The organism is Clostridium massiliamazoniense, assembly GCF_001403635.1.
GTDB classification, from domain to species: domain Bacteria; phylum Bacillota; class Clostridia; order Clostridiales; family Clostridiaceae; genus Sarcina; species Sarcina massiliamazoniense.
In genome coordinates this window covers 175,732-194,561 of the sequence record NZ_LN879466.1, presented here as the reverse complement: position 1 = coordinate 194,561, position 18,830 = coordinate 175,732, and the positions used below count along the sequence as shown (strand labels likewise).

At 27.4% G+C, this 18,830-nt stretch carries 17 protein-coding genes; 3 read left to right on the top strand and 14 right to left on the bottom strand.

Annotation, left to right across the window (positions count from 1 at the left end; all coding sequences use genetic code 11):
• Positions 1–292: 292 nt before the first annotated feature.
• The 10 genes from ARA19_RS01920 to ARA19_RS01880 form a co-directional block, all read right to left on the bottom strand.
• A complete protein-coding gene (locus ARA19_RS01920; RefSeq protein WP_055069264.1) occupies positions 293–1,186 on the bottom strand; it encodes a phosphoenolpyruvate carboxykinase (ATP) in 894 nt (297 codons plus the stop codon).
• 407 nt (positions 1,187–1,593) lie between these two features.
• Positions 1,594–4,968, bottom strand: a complete 3,375-nt coding sequence (locus ARA19_RS01915) for an MMPL family transporter (RefSeq protein ID WP_055069263.1) — start codon at positions 4,966–4,968, stop codon at positions 1,594–1,596.
• A gap of 436 nt (positions 4,969–5,404) precedes the next feature.
• Complete coding sequence (locus tag ARA19_RS17365) at positions 5,405–5,548, bottom strand: hypothetical protein (protein WP_157452210.1); 144 nt, start codon at positions 5,546–5,548, stop codon at positions 5,405–5,407.
• 72 nt (positions 5,549–5,620) lie between these two features.
• The gene (locus ARA19_RS01910; protein ID WP_055069262.1) at positions 5,621–6,184 is read right to left on the bottom strand and encodes a hypothetical protein; all 564 of its coding nucleotides are present in this window, start codon (positions 6,182–6,184) and stop codon (positions 5,621–5,623) included.
• Positions 6,181–6,411, bottom strand: coding sequence for a hypothetical protein (locus ARA19_RS01905; protein ID WP_055069261.1), 231 nt, complete (start codon positions 6,409–6,411; stop codon positions 6,181–6,183). Before ARA19_RS01905 ends, ARA19_RS01910 begins: the two co-directional genes overlap by 4 nt.
• Positions 6,412–6,944: 533 nt before the next feature.
• Entirely contained in the window at positions 6,945–7,205 is a 261-nt protein-coding gene (locus ARA19_RS01900) for a DUF1294 domain-containing protein (RefSeq protein WP_278321657.1), read from the bottom strand.
• Positions 7,206–7,370: 165 nt separating this feature from the next.
• Positions 7,371–7,652 carry a hypothetical protein gene (locus ARA19_RS01895; RefSeq protein WP_055069260.1) on the bottom strand — a complete coding sequence of 94 codons (282 nt, stop codon included), beginning with the start codon at positions 7,650–7,652 and terminating at the stop codon, positions 7,371–7,373.
• Between the two features lie 563 nt (positions 7,653–8,215).
• Positions 8,216–8,902, bottom strand: coding sequence for a FadR/GntR family transcriptional regulator (locus tag ARA19_RS01890; RefSeq protein ID WP_055069259.1), 687 nt, complete (start codon positions 8,900–8,902; stop codon positions 8,216–8,218).
• 188 nt (positions 8,903–9,090) lie between these two features.
• Entirely contained in the window at positions 9,091–10,125 is a 1,035-nt protein-coding gene (locus ARA19_RS01885; RefSeq protein ID WP_055069258.1) for a sugar kinase, read from the bottom strand.
• Positions 10,103–10,720 carry a bifunctional 4-hydroxy-2-oxoglutarate aldolase/2-dehydro-3-deoxy-phosphogluconate aldolase gene (locus ARA19_RS01880; RefSeq protein ID WP_055069257.1) on the bottom strand — a complete coding sequence of 206 codons (618 nt, stop codon included), beginning with the start codon at positions 10,718–10,720 and terminating at the stop codon, positions 10,103–10,105. Before ARA19_RS01880 ends, ARA19_RS01885 begins: the two co-directional genes overlap by 23 nt.
• Before the next feature lie 368 nt (positions 10,721–11,088).
• Between ARA19_RS01880 and ARA19_RS01875 the strand changes: the two genes are divergently transcribed.
• Positions 11,089–11,304 carry a DUF1659 domain-containing protein gene (locus ARA19_RS01875; RefSeq protein ID WP_055069256.1) on the top strand — a complete coding sequence of 72 codons (216 nt, stop codon included), beginning with the start codon at positions 11,089–11,091 and terminating at the stop codon, positions 11,302–11,304.
• A gap of 110 nt (positions 11,305–11,414) precedes the next feature.
• Positions 11,415–11,636 carry a DUF2922 domain-containing protein gene (locus ARA19_RS01870; RefSeq protein ID WP_055069255.1) on the top strand — a complete coding sequence of 74 codons (222 nt, stop codon included), beginning with the start codon at positions 11,415–11,417 and terminating at the stop codon, positions 11,634–11,636.
• A gap of 952 nt (positions 11,637–12,588) precedes the next feature.
• On the opposite strand, the gene ARA19_RS01865 is transcribed toward ARA19_RS01870, so the two are convergent.
• From ARA19_RS01865 to ARA19_RS01850, 4 genes are all read right to left on the bottom strand, one after another.
• The gene (locus ARA19_RS01865) at positions 12,589–13,986 is read right to left on the bottom strand and encodes an MFS transporter (protein WP_055069254.1); all 1,398 of its coding nucleotides are present in this window, start codon (positions 13,984–13,986) and stop codon (positions 12,589–12,591) included.
• A 129-nt stretch (positions 13,987–14,115) separates the two neighbouring features.
• Complete coding sequence (uidA, locus tag ARA19_RS01860; RefSeq protein ID WP_055069253.1) at positions 14,116–15,918, bottom strand: beta-glucuronidase; 1,803 nt, start codon at positions 15,916–15,918, stop codon at positions 14,116–14,118.
• Positions 15,919–15,958: 40 nt separating this feature from the next.
• Positions 15,959–17,005, bottom strand: a complete 1,047-nt coding sequence (uxuA, locus tag ARA19_RS01855; protein WP_055069252.1) for a mannonate dehydratase — start codon at positions 17,003–17,005, stop codon at positions 15,959–15,961.
• Between the two features lie 38 nt (positions 17,006–17,043).
• Complete coding sequence (locus tag ARA19_RS01850; protein ID WP_055069251.1) at positions 17,044–17,901, bottom strand: SDR family oxidoreductase; 858 nt, start codon at positions 17,899–17,901, stop codon at positions 17,044–17,046.
• A gap of 450 nt (positions 17,902–18,351) precedes the next feature.
• On the opposite strand from ARA19_RS01850, the gene ARA19_RS01845 reads away from it, so the two are divergent.
• A complete protein-coding gene (locus ARA19_RS01845) occupies positions 18,352–18,780 on the top strand; it encodes a MarR family winged helix-turn-helix transcriptional regulator (RefSeq protein ID WP_055069250.1) in 429 nt (142 codons plus the stop codon).
• The last annotated feature ends 50 nt before the right edge of the window (positions 18,781–18,830 follow it).

The following is an 18,830-nucleotide window of genomic DNA, read 5'->3' as shown; positions in this document are numbered from 1 at the left end:
GAGCATGTGAAAGATATATTATGGATTTAGATATTTTATCAGATTTCGTTTACTTCATAACCAGACATAAAGTTCAAATTGTACCAGAAAGATATGAAGGAAATGAGTAATTTGCATAGTTTAGAAACTTATATAAGTAATGAAACATGTGTCTTTTAACTAGTAGAAATTCGTTAAAAGATTACATGTTTTATTATTTTTAAGTTATATTTTTTTATAAAACTCACTTCTTTTCACTCAAACCATTTATGAATATATTCCTGCATACTTTATTTCAAATTCAATTTTTATTTCATTTAAATTTTTCTAAAATTAATTTAATTTGATCATCCACACTAAATTTATTTTTGGGTCTAAGTATCTTATAAACTTCTATGCTTTTAGCCAATTCAACCATTTTTTTTAAATACTCTTTTTCAACACCAATGTTAAAGAATATCTCACTTCTATAAATACTTTTCATTATAAGCTTTATCTTTTCTATACCTAACACTTCTTCCATATAGACATCATCACAATCACTTACTTCTATTTCACAAATAGCCCCAAGTTCCTTCGATGAATATGTAAAGCTTTCTTTAGCTGGTATTACATACTTTCCTCTCCCCTCATCTATAAGCTCAAAATTACTAATGTTATATCCCATTTTCTCCATAGCATCTCTACAGATTTTTTGTTGAGGATATGCGGGATTAACAATAACCTTATTTTCATTTATTTCTATAACAGACACATCATCTGCTAAAAATTTAAAATTATTTAATCGAAAAGCATTGGTTATAGTAGATTTTCCTACACCACTATTCCCTGTAAAAATAACTGCCTTATTATTTATTAAAATAGCTCCTCCATGAATAGCAATAATATTTCTTTGTTTTAATAATAACCCAAAAGAGGTTCCTAAAAGAAAAGTTTTTACTAATTGCAAGTCACTGCCTTCCTTCTCTTCAATAGTAATTTTATTTCCATCTTCAATTAAATATGTTACATGATTATCTATTCTAAACACTGAAATATCTTTAGAAACATATAACCAAATATCATCCTTAAGATATTTTAATTTTTCCTTTGGTATTTTATCTACTTTAATTTCAACATCTATATTAAGTGTATTATTTGACTCTACTAATTCATCTATTTTCTTTTCTGACTTAACATTCAATCCATATATTTTATAGTAATACATTAACTTCCCCCAACTATAATTTAATATTACAAAGAAAGTAGCTATATCAAAATTGAAGCTTATATTCACTACTTTTCATATACTTTCTTGCTTTTCCCCTTATTATTAATAACTTAAAACTTTATAAGTTAATGATATCTTCATTACCTCCATAACCACAATTACCATGTCCATGGTTATGATAATAATACTTTATTGTATTTTTTCTACTACAGGCTTACACATTTTTCTTTTATTTTTAATCACTCCTATTTTATATTTTTAAATTTCTTCCCTTTTAATTTCTTCTTTATAATCTATGATTTTTTTATGTTCTTAGAACTAAGAATTTTATATTAGCTATTAAACCTACATATAAAAAGATTGTTTCTACTCTTAAATTATTAGAAACAATCTTCTTTACATTTTTATTTATTATTATTTTTTTTAGAAATTTTCTCCTCTGCCTTATTATTTTTCTTAAATAATATGAAATTTCCATTTCCATCATAAGGCCAGAAGTTTGTCTCATTAAACATCTTAGCCATTACGGGTATAAACATTGGTAATACTATTACAACATATAATATTAATCCCATAATAACTACTGATGCTATTTCTCCTAGTATTAGCACGCCTGATGGCATTAATGCTGCAAAAGTTCCTCCAAGAATTAGAGCTGCAGACATTATAACTCCACCCATTACTTGAATTGTTCTCATCATTCTCTCTTTTACTGGCATTCCCTTATTTTGTTTAAATCTAGTTATTATAAATATTGAATAATCAATTCCTAAAGCAACTAGAACAACAAAACCAAAGAATACTGCAATCCAGCTTAATCCAACATATCCTAAGATTTTTTGGAATATTAATTGAACTATTCCAAGTGCTGCAAAGTAAGTTAAAATAATTGAACCTACTAAATACATTGGCATTATAATACTTCTTAAAAGTATTATTAAAGTTATTAATACTCCCACAATAACTAAGAACATAACTTCATAATAATCATGATTTGCCATTGTTCTAACTTGGTAATCAGTACTAACTAAACCACCGATTCCTACTTGTGCATTACTTAAATTAGTTCCTCTAATACTACTCTCAACAATATTCTTTAATGCTGGTATTTCATCCATTGCACCATTAGAATATGGATTTTCCTTTAAAGTAACACTTATTTTTGTTAACTTTCCATTTGGGCTCATATAATTATTTAGAGCTTCTTTAAACGCCTTATTCTTGAATACAGATGCTGGTACATATACTCCTGTATTTCCATAAGGTAACTTTGACCATTCTCCTATATAACCATTAGCTTCCTTCACTCCATTCTTAATCTTATTAATGTCTGAAGCTCCAGTCGCTAAGCCTCCTGATAATTCTTTTATTTTCCCTGAAAACTCTTGGAAACCAGATTTTATTTCTGATTGTCCTTGTGAAATTTGTCCTAAAGCATCTGATATTTCTGGTACTTTAGAAACAATTTCTTTTCCACCTTTATTAGTTTCATTTAATCCATTATTTAATTCATTCAATCCATTTGCTACTTCACCTATACCACTTTGGAATTCTCCAATACCATTAGTGACCAAAGTAGATTTAGAATTAAGTTCATTCATAACAATAGATAAATCCTTAAGTCCTGAATTCAATGCATTTAACTCATTTAAAGAATTTTCAGTTTCTGTTTTTATGGCTCCCATTAACTGATTCTGATCTTTATTTGCTACTGATGATAAAGCATTTAACTCATTAACAGCTTCCATAAAGTTTTTATTCTTTAAAGCTTTTGGATTAGCTTTTATATAGGCTTCTAAATTACTATTTATAGCATTAGAAATATTATTTAATTTACTAGTATTTATATTACTTGTTAATTGATTAGCCTCTTCTGCTATAGTATTAGCCTTATTAGTTGCTGAATTAACTTTATTTGAAATTAAATTTAAATTTTCTCCTACCTCTTTATAACCATGTTGAATTTCCTGTTGACCATTCTTCAATTCATTTAATTGACTTTCTGCTGACTCAACTCCATTTTTAAGCTTATTAGTAGCATTAGCTTCTAGATTAATACTATTACTAAGCTCACCTAAAGCACTTTGTAGTTGCTCCACCCCGTTCTTTGTAGCTAAAGTACCTGCATTTAATTTACTAACATTAGCAACTGCACTAGCTAACTGAGGTTCTGAACCTTTAAGCTCTTTACTTGTACTATTTAAACTATTCCCTATTTTACCTAAATCTTTTGTTCCAGTATCTAAGCCCTTATTAACCATTCCTGCTTGAGTATCTACATATATATCATTTAATCTAGTTCCTAATGGCTGAGAAATACTCATTACACTTTGAATTCCTGGTGCCTTTGATATATTGTCCGAAATCTTAGCTATAGTTTCAATATATTGTGGTGATTTCATATTAGTATCATTAGCTATATAAATAGTAACTGGGGATATTTTACCCATTCCAAAATTCTTTGCTATTATGTTAAAGCCTTCTATGGATTGATATTTACTACTTATTTCATTAACCAAATTAAAGGATTCAACACCATTATTAAGACAAATTGGAGGTATGCAAACTATTCCTACCACTATTAAAGCTAATATTGGTCTATTTAATGCAAACTTACCAAGAATTGTCCAAAATTTATTTTCTTTATGCTCATGCTTTTTGTTAAATGGCCAAAATAACTTATCTCCCAAAATAGCCATAGCTGATGGTAAAAGACTAAATAAAGCTAAAATTAAAACAATTATACTAATGGATACTGCACTTGCACTTCTATATAATGAAAAATTCACAAAATATAATAAAGCAAAAACAATAAATACAGGTATTGCACTAAATAATACAGTTCTACCAGCTGTCTTATACGTAACTTTTATAGCTTCATACTTATTAATTCCATTATCAAGTTCTTCCCTAAATCTACTAATTAAAAGTATGGAATAATCCGTTCCTATTCCAAACAAAATAGAAATCATAAATACTTGTGTATAATTTGAAACTGGGAAATTAAAACTATTAGATAGTATAGCTACAATAAATTGAGATACTCCAAAGCTTATGATTATAGTTAACAATGGTATAAAAGGAACTATAAAAGACCTAAATACTAAAAATAAAACTATTAAAATAAATGCTACAGTTATAACGGCAATTCTAGCTAATCCTTTTTGAGAAGCTATATTTATATCTGATGCAATTAAATTATTTCCAGTAAGATATGTTTGAACTCCTGGTGTCTTTATACTGTCATTAACCTCTTTTCTAATAACCGAACCCTTTGCTCCCTTAGAATTGATATTAAAAATAGCTAATATAGTTTTATTATTTTTAGAAATCATTTGAGGTTTTAAAGCTGTGTTACTAAAACAATCTGTTATTGATGAAATATGTAATTTACTCTTATTCTTACTAACATTACTTAATGTATTGCTTATATTTTTTATATCACTTTCAGTTAAACCCGTTGGTACATTAAACACAGCAATATACTGATTAGCATTAAGCCCACTAGAATTATTACTATTTGACTTATTAGCAGCTTTATTATTAGAAGTACTCCTTGAATTTTTATTACTTACAGTTTGATCTGTTGCACTTTGCTGATTTTCAATAGCTAATTGCTTAATAACTTCTGTTGGATAATTACTAGGTAGAGTTATAGCTCCCTTTTCTGTGACTAATTTACTAAGAGATGGTGAAACTAATGCTAGAACTACTATTATTACAGCCCATGCAATTAAAGAAACCCACTTCAAATTCTTTTTTTCTTTGAAAAAATTCATTTCAGTCTCCCATTTCTCTTTATTCAAATTTTTAAACTTTAATATTACTTCTAATCCTTTATTAGAAGCTATTGACTGTAGACTTTGTTAAAATTAAAACATTTAAATTGAAAAATAATTGCTCTCTTATAAATAAGGAGCTTTCAATTTAAAATAAAACTATCCTAAAACCTTTTACTTTTAACAAAATTAACATCAATTAAATTATATTTTTTATTAATAAATATTTTACATTTTAAATTATACTATCAATAAATAGCTTATTCAAAAATACAAATATAAAAATAAATTAAAAATATATGGTTAATACAATCAAAGTATTAAAAAGCTTTTACTTACAAAATAAAATTAATTCAAAAATAGCTATATTAAAGGTGATTTTAAAATCCTCCTTAATATAGCCATATATTTCTATCTATAATTATTCTTTTAGAACTTATTTATTTTTCTTAGACTTTTTCATCATTTCAGCTTTTTCTCTTTTTTCAATATCATCAATTATACTAGGTTTAGCTACAGCAACAAATGAAATCATAAATACTATTATAGTAATTAAAATTAAAAATCCCTTAAAAATCATAATTTTATCCTCCGTTCAAAATTTATTTTTCTTTTATATTATAATACTTTCTAATAAAAAAAAGAAAAACTATTACTCTTCTAAGTCCTCTTTTTCCTTTTTCAAATTATCAATATTACTAAATAAATTTTCTATATTTTCATCCAAATATTCTCCTAAGTCTCTAGGAAAAATAAATTTCTTATTTTCTCTATCTATTTTTATTTCTTCATTAAATAAGCCTTCAAAAAAAGAAAATGGTACATAGAGAAAACCATCCTTTTCAATTACCTTTTTTGAATTATCAGGAACTTTATAACCTGCTATTTCTTTATATCCATAAGGAATATACTTATCTCCAATTTTCATATTATTTTTACTACTTGCTAATTCAATAATATAAGAATTTTCAGTTTTAGAAGATTCTATAGTTATAAAATAGACACTCTTATTTTCTGAAATCACTTTTTTTTCGTAAGATCCCGAAGTTAATTTTAAATAATCATTTAGATTAATATAGCCCTCAATATAAGCTTCATCATTTATGTCCATAACAATTTCTCTATTTTCTGCTAAGACAGAAACAGGATTTATTATAGTTCCAGCAAGACCTAAAGATAAACTAAAGGCTAAAGCTCGAGCTACTGATTCCCTCATAAACTATTCCCCCATTTTGCTTTATCTTTTCTTATAAGATCAATTATTTTATAACCCTTTTCTAAGTTTCCTATTACAATGTCATTTACAACTTCTTTATTTAAGATTACATTTTCATTATTATGTTGACGTCCCTCTTTACTAAGCTTTTTTTCATTAGGTGTACCCCCATTTAAAGTTAAAGCTACCATAGCAGTACAAAGTATTGCTCCTAATTTTACCCCCATTAATTCACCTACTTTTATCATATAGTTATAATAACATTATATTTCATTTCATATTTTATGTAAATATATGGCAAATAACTTTATATAAACTAACATAAAAAAACTACTTCAAAGTCGAGTTTCCTCATCTTTAAAATAGCCTTTATTAAAAAAAATTAAATAGGAATATATCAAATCAGCCCCTTAATTTATATTACTTTTATAAATATATTTTTTTATCTGCCGAGATAGCTATATAGGTACAAAATGCTGTGACCATTGAACTAGTACTAGAAGCTCTTTATTTTTGAATAATAGTTTCGTGAAAAATTTTCACTGTTTGAACAAAGTGAGTTTGGAAATTTTAGAAACTGTTGTAGAAAAAATATTAGAGCTTCTTTACGTAAGTGAGTGGTCACAAATGATGAACCTATATAGCTAGATAAAAGGCAGAGAAGATGTATCTGTAATTTGATACAGCCCCACTTTATAATCCTATATAATTTATTTTTTAGTTAATATCTATCTACTTTATTTACACTAGTTCTTATCTTCTATTTGAATAAAGTTCCTAGAAAAATAATTTGAAATATAATTATTATTGGTATGCCAACTTTAAACTTTAAATGTTTAGTTTTATGTCTAAAATTCTGCATTCCTAAGTATACTCCAATGCTTCCTCCTATAATTGCTATAGTAATTAAAGTAGCTTCACTAATCCTCCACTGTCCCTTAATTGCCTTTTTCTTATCATAGTACATAATAAAAAATCCTATTAAATTAATTAAAATTAAATAAGTACCTATTAAAACCAAATATCTATTCCCCTTTTTCTACTTAATCTTATAATCATATTATCATAAACTAAAATTTAATTCAGATAACTCTCTTTCTTTAATATACTAAAATATTTATATATTTAACTAACAACAAAAAGGAGATATATCTATAATTTTGATATATCTCACTTTAATATATTTTTAATCGTTTACAATATTAGTATAGTAATCAACTTCTCTCATCTTACCTCTAAGATTAGTTCTAATCATAGCTCTATTCATCTCAAATTTATTTCTACTATGCTCTTCTAAATGTTCTTCTAAGTGTCTCATTGTCTCTGTATATTCAAAATATTGTTGATTTTTTTCTTGTGCATCAACAACAGCAGACATTGCAGTACCTCCAAAAACAATAATCAATTGAGTCAATATAGCTATAATAATTAATTTCTTATGTATAAAATTGTGTATTTTCTTCTTCATTAGCATTCTCCTTTGCAAGTCATTTTTTCTTTGGTTACTTTCTTTATTAAGTTGTGTAAATTAAAATTCTCTTTATATTCAAATAATCTAAAATATTATTTAAAGGTTTACATAAATATTTAAAAACTATCTTCCATTAAATAATTTTAACTAAAATTTAGTATTAAAAATAATTATAAATTTAGTATTCTGTTTATAACAATTCCAGAAAATCTTGTTTAATTATACATTAGGCTAAAATTCATTCTCCATTAATGAAATACTTTAAGTATTGTCCTAAGTTTTAAACATTTATTTTCAATTAAATTGTTATTTATTTAATCTAATAATAAAAATACGAAATAACTTAAATTAATAATAACATATTTTTATTAATTTATCAACTTATTTACTAATTATTAATAATTTTATTAAATTTATAATCTATTATCATATTTTTTAATTATAAAAATAAAAAGAGATATCTCTAAATACTTAGATTTACCTCTTTCTACTTTCTTTCCTACATATATTTATATATCTAATTTTTAACTGCTTAAATATAATATTTATTCTACAAAATTTTATTCTTCCATTAAATTAAGTTTCATTTTATTAATAGCTATCTTAATATGTTCTATAGTAGCTTCTTTTGCCATAACCTTATCTCTTTTTGAAATTGCTTCTACTATATTTCTATGTACTCTCATTACATCTTTATTTACACCGTCATCATCTTTAGTTGCATCATAGCCATAGTTTATTGAATCATTTATTATAGGAATTATTTTAGTAACCACTGAATTATGGCTAGCCTTTGCAATTAATTTGTGAAATTCTATATCCTTTTGAAGGTGGTTTTCTTTTTTTAATATTAACTCTTCTATTTCTTTAGCTAATACTTTCATTTTTTCAATTTCATATTCTTCTGCTCTTTCACAAACTAAACTAACAAGTTCTGGTTCTATGATTAATCTAGTTTCAAAAAGATCTCTTATTAACTTCTTTTTATCACTTTCAAATAATAATCCTAAAGGATCTTTACTAACACCTAATCTTTCACTTACAAAGGTTCCTTTTCCTCTTCTTATTTCTAAAACATTTCCCGCAACTAATATTTTTATTGCTTCCCTTACAGTTGTTCTACTTACATCAAGACTTTTACATAACTCTAATTCATTAGGTAACTTATCTCCAATGTTTAGCTTTTTATCAACTATCATAGTTTTTATTTCATCAGCAATTTTATCTGGTAGCAATTTCTTGCTCATTAATACTGCCCCTTTCAATTAAAAGTCTTTATCTAACTATAACATACTGAATGTATATTTTATTATAATCTATATCTTTTTTTCATATTAAATCCTAAAGAATTTTATATGTAACTAAATTAAGGAGCTGATTTTTTATACAGCCCCCTTAATCATTAACTTTTATTCTTAAAATTATTAAATTCTAATTACCTTCCTATGGCAGATACGCCATTAGCCAAGAAGATTTCCACATCTTCTTTGGTACAATAATTAATATCGCCCTTATAGCTATGTTTTAAAACACTAGCTACAGTACCAAACTCAATTACATCTTTAAGACTTTTTCCTTCTATTAAACCATGAAGCACTCCTGCTGAAAAGGCATCACCACCACCAACTCTATCTAATATATCAAAAGTATATTTTTCAGATTCTACTAAAATACCTTTTTCATATATATATCCAGTTAAAGAATTTTTTCTAGCAGATTCTATTTCTCTCTTTGTTGAAGCTATAACCTTTATATTTGGATATTCCTTTTGTAACTTATCATATAATATTTTTAAGTCCTCTTTATGAATTCCTATAAAGTCATGATTAAAGTTTAATAACTTAGTTATATCTAGATGTCCTAAAAATGCTATATCAACATAATTTAAAATTTCCTTAAGGAACTGTCCACAAAGCTCTGCACTCCAAAGTTTTGCTCTAAAGTTAGAATCATAACTTACTAATATACTTCTACTTTTAGCTTCCTTTACTAAATTTAATGTTATTTTTCTATGTTCTTCACTTAAAGCTGCCGTTATTCCGCTTATATGTAACAACCCCACATCTTTAAGTAGTTCATCATAGTTTATTTCTTCTTCCTTTATCATAGAAAAAGCTGAATAAGCCCTATCATAAATAACCTTTGAATTTCTAACACCTACTCCTTCTTCTAAAAAATATATTCCAAGTCTTCCTTCACCAAATATAACATTTGATAAATCAACATCTCTTTCCTTAAATACTTTTAAAGATTTTTTCCCTAAATCATTAGATGGTAGCTTAGTAAAAAATTTTGTTTTATGATTAAAGTTAGCTAGAGAACAAATAACATTTCCCTCACCACCGCCATAAGTCTCATTTAACTTGTTACTTGTTCCTAAGACATCATTATCTGTAGGACTAAGTCTCATCATTATTTCTCCAATTCCTAAAATTACTGCCTTTTCATTAACAAGATTTTTTGTACTCATCTATTTTCACCACAAATTCCCTTGCAAGATTTTTTATAGTTTCATAGTCCTTTGATGCTAAAAGTGAACTTCCTACCCCTACACATGTAACACCATTCTTAAACCATTCTTGAACATTATTTACATCAACACCACCTGTTGGCATAATATTTATATTTGGTATTGGTGCCTTAACAGCTTTAACAAAGGATGGTCCAAATAAATTTCCTGGAAACATTTTAACTAGTTCATTTCCATTATCCATAGCTATCATCATTTCACTTATAGTCATACACCCTGGAGAATAAGTTATTTCTCTTTCCTTACAAACATCATTAACTCCTTGACTATACCCTGGACTAACTATATATTCAGCTCCTGCATCAATAGCATCAATAGCCATTTTAGCGTTTAATACACTACCAGCTCCAAAAAATCCATCTTTATATTTTTCTTTTAACTTTTTTAAAAGTTCAGGCATATTAGGAATAGAATAAGTAAGCTCTATAGCCTTTATTCCTCCCTCTAAAGTAGCTTTAACATATTCCTCTGCTTCTTCATGATTATTTGCCCTAATAACTGCAACTATACCTAATTCTCTAAATTTATTTATCATAATAATATCCCCTTATATTTAAATAATATTTACTAATTAATTCTCACCACTTAGGAAACTTATCTAATAGCTAGAGATTGTAATATTCCTATCTTTAAGTAGGAGAAAAACAGCTTCACGCTTCTAGATAACACTCTCTAAGTATTCCGATGGAGTCAAAACTTCACCTGAATTAAGTCTATATTTATCCCTTAATAAAATAATAACATAAGACATCATACAACTCAATTTAATATATATTTTTTTACTATTTATTCAAAGTTCAGTAACTTATCTAAAATTCATTCTTATTCTGAAAATTTTTTTAAAAAAATTTCAACAAAAATTCTAATTAGTGCATATATACATTATGAAAGGAGTTGATAGTAATGAAAGTAACAACATTAACTAAAAAATCATTAGTATTAAAGTATGAGGTGTTTAACTTTGAGGAGGACAAAAACATACCAACATCACAGAAATTTTCTAACATTAGAACAACTGCATCTGATGAGGCACTAAAAAATGTAGGTGAAAAACTTGCTATTTTAATAAACAGTACTGGAGTATTTATAAGAAAAGAAGAAAATTATATTTTTGATTAATTTTCTAAGATAAGATTTTGCAATATTAACATAAGAAAAAAGAGTTAACCTCATTAAGCACAAAAGATAAATATAAAAATTAAAAATTAAAAATAAGGGAGGATTTTAATATGGAAACAAAATATCTTTTAAAAATGAATTTCAAAAATGAGGAAGGTAAACAAACTACTTTAACCCTAAAAAATATTAAAGAAAACTTAGCAAAAGCTGATGTTGATGCTGCTATGAATGCTATTGTAGACAATGATATTTTTTCGTCTGCTGGTGGTGCTCTTGTATCAATAATTGATGCCGAAATAATAGAAACAACTAAAAAAACTGTAGAAGCTTAATATAAAAGGCCTTGGAGACTTTATAGTCTACAGGGCTTTTTATCTTATCAATACCTTCTAAATTACTATAATTTCCAAATATATATTTAATATTTATAATTTTTGGTTGAATTTAAACTAATTTCTTTCTTCTCATTATTTTTTTATATCCATTTTTGTTTCCACCATTCATACAACATTTTTAAAATTATCATAAATTCATTTGCTAATTCCTAATTAACTATAAAATAAAATTACTTTAATCCAAGTTTTCTTAGTAACTCTTCCTTGTAATCTGCTTTTTCACTGTATCAATAAAAAATATCTTCTCTATTCTTTTTTCCAAAGACATCATTCTCTAAAATATCTTTTATTAACTCATTATAATAATGGTCATCTATAATCATATATCCTGCTTTTTAATTATAAAACAAATAATTTCTATTTAACTTTATACATATGTATTCTTACAATTGTCGTAAAATTTTATAATAAAACTTATTTATATTTACTCAACTTCACTCCCCATATATTTCCTTAATTAAAATTTCTTATTATTTCTAAAATTACCCCATTTATTAATAATCTAGTAATTTTTTTGTAATCTTATGGATGTAAAATTAAATTAAGACTAAGTCATTAGTTAATTAAATCTTAATTACAGTGCACTTAACTTAAAATTATACATTATTCACACATTCAAAAAGAAAAGGAGTTAACTCAAAGTAATTTTATAAAAATTACTTCGAATTAACTCCTTTTTACATTATTTAATACAAGTTTTTATTAGTCATTATTTTATAAATACATTTTTTCATCTGCCAAGATAGCTATATAGGTACAAAATGCTGTGACCATTGAACTCGTAAGTAAGTGGTCACAAATGATGAACCTATATAGCTAGATAAAAGATAGAAAAGGATGTATCTGCAATTTGATACATCCTCTTCTAACTTTTATATTTTAAATTAAATTATTTTCTCATTTCTTCTAATTCATCATTTAATTGAACTAATCTTTCCTTTGATAAGTTACATACAAATACTAACGCAACTATTGCAACTACTCCTGCTATAGCCGGAACTAAAGTAGCAATTCTTTTTATTCCTAGAGCCACTTCAGCAGTTTGTGCTTCTGCTCCTGATACATATCCTATAAAAGTTAATGTTATACCTGCTAATCCACCCGCAGCAGCTTGTCCTAACTTTCTAACTAGTGAATATGATGCATATACAATACCTTCTTTTCTTTCACCAGTTAAGTATTCATGATAATCTATAGCATCTGCAACTATAGCCCATACAAGAACGTTCATGAAAGCCATTCCAAAAGATGCAACAGTTTGTATAGCTATAAATACTAAAGGATTTTTTATTGGTAAAATAAAAGATAAGAAATACATAGCTGTTGCTAATACCATTCCATATGATACTATTTCTTTTTTACCAAATTTCTTAACTAAAGGTCCTAACATAGGAAGAATAGTAAATGATACAACCATACCAACCATACCAGCTAATCCTATTAAACCAGGTGCTTTAAAATAATCTTTATAAAGATATGGAGTTAAAGATTGTGATAACATCATTGCAGTTAATTGAGCTAAAGATGCTATCATAATACCTAATAAACCTTTATTTTTGAAAATGCCTACAATAGTTTTCTTAAAGTCTACTTTTTCTTTTTTAGCATTATTATGAACAATTCTTTCTGTAACTAAGCTATGAGCTGATTTATATGATATTATTCCAATTATCCCCATTACAATTGCAGCTATAAAAAAACCTTTTTGAGTTGGTACTTTATTAGTAAATACTAATGCAGGAACTATAGCCATTATTATTAGGTTTCCAATTAAGCTTCCAACACTTCTAAATGTTGATAATGAAGTTCTTTCAACTGGATCATTAGTCATTACTGAAGATAAAGAACCATAAGGAATATTAATACATGTATACATCATACCAAATAAAATGTATGTTACATATGCATATGCTAATTTAACTCCCTGTGAAGCTCCACTTGGTGTTGTAAAGCATAGTATTCCAGATACAATTACAGGTATTGCAAAGTACCATAAGTATGGTTTAAATTTTCCTTTTTTACTTCCAGGTCTAGAATCTATAATTGTTCCTATCATAGGATCATTTATAGCATCCCATATACGAGCAACTAATAACAAAGTACCAACAGCAGCTGCTGATATTCCAACTATATCAGTATAAAAAAGCATTAAGTAACTACCTATGAATCCAAAAAACATAGTGTTTCCTAAATCACCAAACATATATCCTATTTTATCTCTCTTTCCAAAAGGTCTTACTTTTGGCTCTTCTTCATTAGGTACCGCTCTATATCTTTCTTCAACCATAATTTAATTTCCCCCCACATATTCTAATATGATTATCTAGAAATAAGCATTGTATATGTTTACATAAGAAACATTTTGCAAATCTACTAAAACCTCAATTCTAGTAGATTTGCATTTACTTAACTATAATTATTTCTTATAGTTGAACTCTGGTATATTAGTCCATCTTTTTCTTAAGGCATGTGCTACAGCCTTAGGTTTTCTATCTCTTGTGAAAATTCCCTTTTTATTTCCTTGAACTCTTAAAATACCTTGGCTTGTTTGGAAATCTGCAAAGTTCCACACTTGCTCCCCTACAAATGACTTACATTCGTCAACAACCTCATGATTTGATTCATAGTAAAGAACTTGATATTCTTCTGTGAACATAACTGGTGTTGTATCGTGTAATCCAGCCACTGTATCTGCTCCATACTCAGTGAACATTATTGGCTTTCCTGGACATCTTTTTTCCCAACCTTTAAGCTCAGCTCTTAAGCCTTCTTTTGCCATATCTAATTCTCCACCATTTACATACCATCCATAGTATCTATTTAAGCAAAGTACATCTATGAAATCTGCAACTTTACAACGATCTGGAGTTGACATCATGTGTGTTACTATTGTTACTGGTCTCTTTTGAGGGTCTAAGCTCTTTGTTAATTCTACTAATGGCTTGAAATATCCATCTGCTCCTTCTTCCTCTGATGCTGGCTCATTTGCCACTGACCACATTACAACTGAAGGGTGATTTTTATCTCTCTTAACTAAATCTCTTAATACTTGCTCATGATGCTCCTTAGTTCCAATTTCTTTCCACGTCTCTCTTTTTTTAGAATCACCACTAAGTAAAGTAGCCATAAAGTTTAGGTGAAGCCCTACCCCTGGAGTTTCATCTATTATTACTATACCTTCTCTATCTGCAAGTCTCATTATTTCATCTGAATATGGATAGTGAGCTGTTCTAAATGAGTTTGCTCCAATCCATTTCATTAAACTGAAATCTTTTATATTTAATGCTTCATCAAAACCTCTTCCATGAACATGAGAATCTTCATGCTTTCCAAATCCTTTGAAGTAGAATGGCTCTCCATTGATTAAGAACTTTCCATCTTTAACTTCTACAGTTCTTACCCCAAACTCTTGCTCATAAATATCTATTTTTCCATCTTCGCTCTTTAAAGTTATTCTTAATCTATATAAGTAAGCATTTAGTGGTTGCCATAACTTAACATCCTCTATAACTATTTTGCCATCTTTTCCTTCTAATTCAGCAACTTTATTATCATCTTCATCAATTACTTCCACTGATACAGCTCCTTGTCCAACTATATCAACATCATAATTAACTATTCCTTTATTATCTTCAATATCAGTTACTATTGTAACGTCTTCTATATAATTTTTAGGTGTTGTATATATTTTTATAGGTCTATTTAATCCTGCATAGTTGAAGAAATCAAAGTTAACTGGGTTAGTTATTTTTTCTTCTCCATTAGTTCTTTTTGTTTTCTTAATTAAACCTACTGGCATTGTAGTTTCATCTAATATATTATCAACAGCCACTGTTATTCTATTTTTACCAACCTTAGCTAAATTGTTTATTTCAACTTCAAAAGGTAAGAATCCACCTCTATGCTCTACCGCAAATTCACCATTAACATAAACCTTTGCGTGGTGAGTTGCTGAACCTAATCTTAATACTATTCTTTCATTAAATAATTCTTCTTGAAGAATGATTTCTCTTTCATACCAAACATATCCCACATGATCTCTTATAGCTTCATCTTCTTTTAAATCGTTATAAGATGATGGAACAGCCATTAACATTGTATCTTTTAATTTACCTTTAAACCATTCATCTTTTAATCCATTACCATTATCTAATTTAAAGTTCCAAATACCATTTAAATCTATTAATTTTCTTGATTCTGTAATTATTGGATATAACATATTAAAATCAACCCCTAAACTTATATATTTTATTTAAACTTTATTTGCTCTTCTTAATAGCTTCTATTAATCCATGGATATAAGTAGCCCCTAAAGCTCTATCATATAATCCATAGCCTGGTTTCCCTGTTTCACCCCATATCATTCTTCCATGATCTGGTCTATAAGGGCCTTTAAAGTCATAATCTAAATAAGCCTTAACTATTTCATAAAAATCTAAACTTCCGTATTCAGTTACATGTCCTGTTTCTTTGAAACTTCCTTTTCCATCTATTGATACATTTCTTAAATGTGCAAAGTGGATTCTATTCATTTCTTTTCCAAATTTATTTATCATCTTTACTATGTCATTTTCACTAGTACATCCTAGAGAACCTGTACATAATGTGATTCCGTTATATTCACTATCATAAAGCTTTGTAAATCTTTCTAGATTTTCAAAGTTTGTTATGATTCTTGGTAATCCAAATATTGACCATGGTGGATCATCCGGATGTATAGCCATTCTAACATCATTTTCCTCTGCTACAGGGATTATTTCTTTAATGAAGTACTCTAAATTCTCCCAAAGTTTTTCTTCATCTATATCCTTATATTTTCCTAAAAGGGCCTTCATTTCTTCAGCTGTATATGAAGTATCCCATCCTGGAAGATGTAATTCACCTAAATTAGGATCCATCTTCGCAACATCTTCATGGTCATAAATTAAAGTTGTTGAACCATCCTCTAATTCATAAGCCAAGTTTGATCTTGTCCAGTCAAACACTGGCATGAAGTTATAACATACAGTTTTTATTCCTGCTTTCCCTAAATTTCTTAAAGTGTTTTTATAATTCTCAATATATTTATCTCTAGTTGGTAAGCCTAACTTAATATCCTCATGAACAGGAACACTTTCAATTACTGAAAGCTCTAAATTATGTTTTTCAACTAAAGCCTTTAATTCTAATATTTTTTCTAATGGCCATTCTTCACCTACTGGAATATCATATATTGCTGTTACTATTCCTTTCATCCCAGGAATTTGTGCAATATATTCAATCTTAACAGGGTCATCTACGCCATACCATCTAAAAGTCATTTCCATGGTTTCTCCCCCCATACCTTATAATCTATTTTAAACCTCTATACACCTGAGTAAGCTGAGAAAGCTCCATCAACAGGAATTACAACTCCATTAACAAAAGATGATGCCTCATGACATACTAGGTATAATAATGTACCTATTAACTCTTCATTTTCACCAAATCTACCCATTGGTGTACTATTTATTATTTTTTGTGCTCTTTCTGTGTAAGTTCCATCTTCATTTTTAAGTAACTTTTCATTTTGTTTAGTTACGAAGAATCCTGGTGCTATGGCATTTACTCTTATTCCAACCTTACTCATATGAACAGCTAACCATTGAGTGAAGTTACTAACAGCAGCTTTAGCTCCTGAATATGCTGGAATTTTAGTTAATGGTGTAAAAGCATTCATCGATGATATATTAATTATTGTTGCACCTTCTTTATTAATCATGTCCTTTACAAACTCTTGACTTGGAAGTAAAGTACCTAAGAAATTTAAGTTAAAAACAAACTCAATACCTTTTTGATCTAAATCAAAGAAAGTTTTTATATTACTATCCTTATTTGTTAAATCCTCTGGGAATAAATATTCTTTAGATGTTGTTCCTAAAGGATGATTTCCACCAGCTCCATTTATTAAGATGTCACATGGACCTAAAAGCTCATTTACTATTGTTCTTGCTTCTGCTAAGCTTTCTTTGCTTAAAACATCAACCTTAACTCCAATGGCTTTTCCTCCATTTTCACAAATCGCCTTTGCTCTCTCTTCAGCCTTTTCTATATCTCTGTCAAGAATAGCAATCTTGGCACCACAGTTTGCTAAAGCTTCTGCCATAGCTCCACATAAGATACCTGCTCCTCCTGTTACAACAGCAACTTTATTATTTAAATCTATATTAAATGGTAAGTTCATTTTTACCCCTCCTTCGTTATACTTGTATACTAGCATACACTGTATACATTTACAATAGTAAAAAGGTAATATTTTCTCTTTATTAATCTATTATTCATTTTTTGGAAATTATTTTAAATAGACTTAATTTACACATACTTTTTATTTAAATTTTCTCATAGTTTATATAAAAATAAAATAAACCCTATACAACTCGTAATGAAAGAAAATTATAATCTAAGACTTAATTCCAGTTGAACCTCAGTAAAAGTTATCTAAAAAATTTTTATTTATTTGACTCCAATTTGTAGAAACTTAAAATATTACATCATGAATAAATCGATTAGAGAATATTTAAAAATATTTAAATTTCAACTTATTTCAATTAAATTTGACAATAAAATTTTTTAGGCATATACTTGTTATAACAATTATTGTTTTAACAAGTATATTTAAAAAAGGAGAGATGTTATGAAATACATTGTTGAAGAAACTACTTTTTATGCTCTTAATAGATTAATAGTAAAAATAAAAAAGAATATGGCAAAACAAATTAAGCCCTATGATGTAACTTTAGAACAATGGTCTTTATTAACAAGACTTTGGAAGGATGATGGTATATCTCAAACAGAATTAGCAATAAGAACAAATAAGGATTTACCAACTGTTACAAGAACTTTAGTTAAACTCAGAGAAAAAGGCTTAATTGAGAAAAAAGAGAATCCAAATGATTCTAGAGCTTATTTAGTATATTTAACTGAAGAAGGTAAAAAACTAGAAAAGCCTTTAGATACTATAGCTCAAGAGGTTGAGAATAAAATTTTAGAAAGTTTAACCCCTTCAGAAGTAGTTACTTTTAAGAAAATAATGAATAGTATTTCTAATAACTTCGATAATTAATTTTTTTAGAAAAATACTTGCTATAACAACTAAAGTTATTTTTTACCTAA

What these genes read in the sequence shown, in the direction of transcription:
- ARA19_RS01920 (WP_055069264.1), bottom strand. Translation starts at nt 1,186, where the DNA reads ATGTATTACTATAAAATATATGGATTGAATGTTAAGTCAGAAAAGAAA.
- ARA19_RS01915 (WP_055069263.1), bottom strand. Translation starts at nt 4,968, where the DNA reads ATGAATTTTTTCAAAGAAAAAAAGAATTTGAAGTGGGTTTCTTTAATT.
- ARA19_RS17365 (WP_157452210.1), bottom strand. Translation starts at nt 5,548, where the DNA reads ATGATTTTTAAGGGATTTTTAATTTTAATTACTATAATAGTATTTATG.
- ARA19_RS01910 (WP_055069262.1), bottom strand. Translation starts at nt 6,184, where the DNA reads ATGAGGGAATCAGTAGCTCGAGCTTTAGCCTTTAGTTTATCTTTAGGT.
- ARA19_RS01905 (WP_055069261.1), bottom strand. Translation starts at nt 6,411, where the DNA reads ATGGGGGTAAAATTAGGAGCAATACTTTGTACTGCTATGGTAGCTTTA.
- ARA19_RS01895 (WP_055069260.1), bottom strand. Translation starts at nt 7,652, where the DNA reads ATGAAGAAGAAAATACACAATTTTATACATAAGAAATTAATTATTATA.
- ARA19_RS01890 (WP_055069259.1), bottom strand. Translation starts at nt 8,902, where the DNA reads ATGAGCAAGAAATTGCTACCAGATAAAATTGCTGATGAAATAAAAACT.
- ARA19_RS01885 (WP_055069258.1), bottom strand. Translation starts at nt 10,125, where the DNA reads ATGAGTACAAAAAATCTTGTTAATGAAAAGGCAGTAATTTTAGGAATT.
- ARA19_RS01880 (WP_055069257.1), bottom strand. Translation starts at nt 10,720, where the DNA reads ATGATAAATAAATTTAGAGAATTAGGTATAGTTGCAGTTATTAGGGCA.
- ARA19_RS01875 (WP_055069256.1), top strand. Translation starts at nt 11,089, where the DNA reads ATGAAAGTAACAACATTAACTAAAAAATCATTAGTATTAAAGTATGAG.
- ARA19_RS01870 (WP_055069255.1), top strand. Translation starts at nt 11,415, where the DNA reads ATGGAAACAAAATATCTTTTAAAAATGAATTTCAAAAATGAGGAAGGT.
- ARA19_RS01865 (WP_055069254.1), bottom strand. Translation starts at nt 13,986, where the DNA reads ATGGTTGAAGAAAGATATAGAGCGGTACCTAATGAAGAAGAGCCAAAA.
- uidA (WP_055069253.1), bottom strand. Translation starts at nt 15,918, where the DNA reads ATGTTATATCCAATAATTACAGAATCAAGAAAATTAATAGATTTAAAT.
- uxuA (WP_055069252.1), bottom strand. Translation starts at nt 17,005, where the DNA reads ATGGAAATGACTTTTAGATGGTATGGCGTAGATGACCCTGTTAAGATT.
- ARA19_RS01850 (WP_055069251.1), bottom strand. Translation starts at nt 17,901, where the DNA reads ATGAACTTACCATTTAATATAGATTTAAATAATAAAGTTGCTGTTGTA.
- ARA19_RS01845 (WP_055069250.1), top strand. Translation starts at nt 18,352, where the DNA reads ATGAAATACATTGTTGAAGAAACTACTTTTTATGCTCTTAATAGATTA.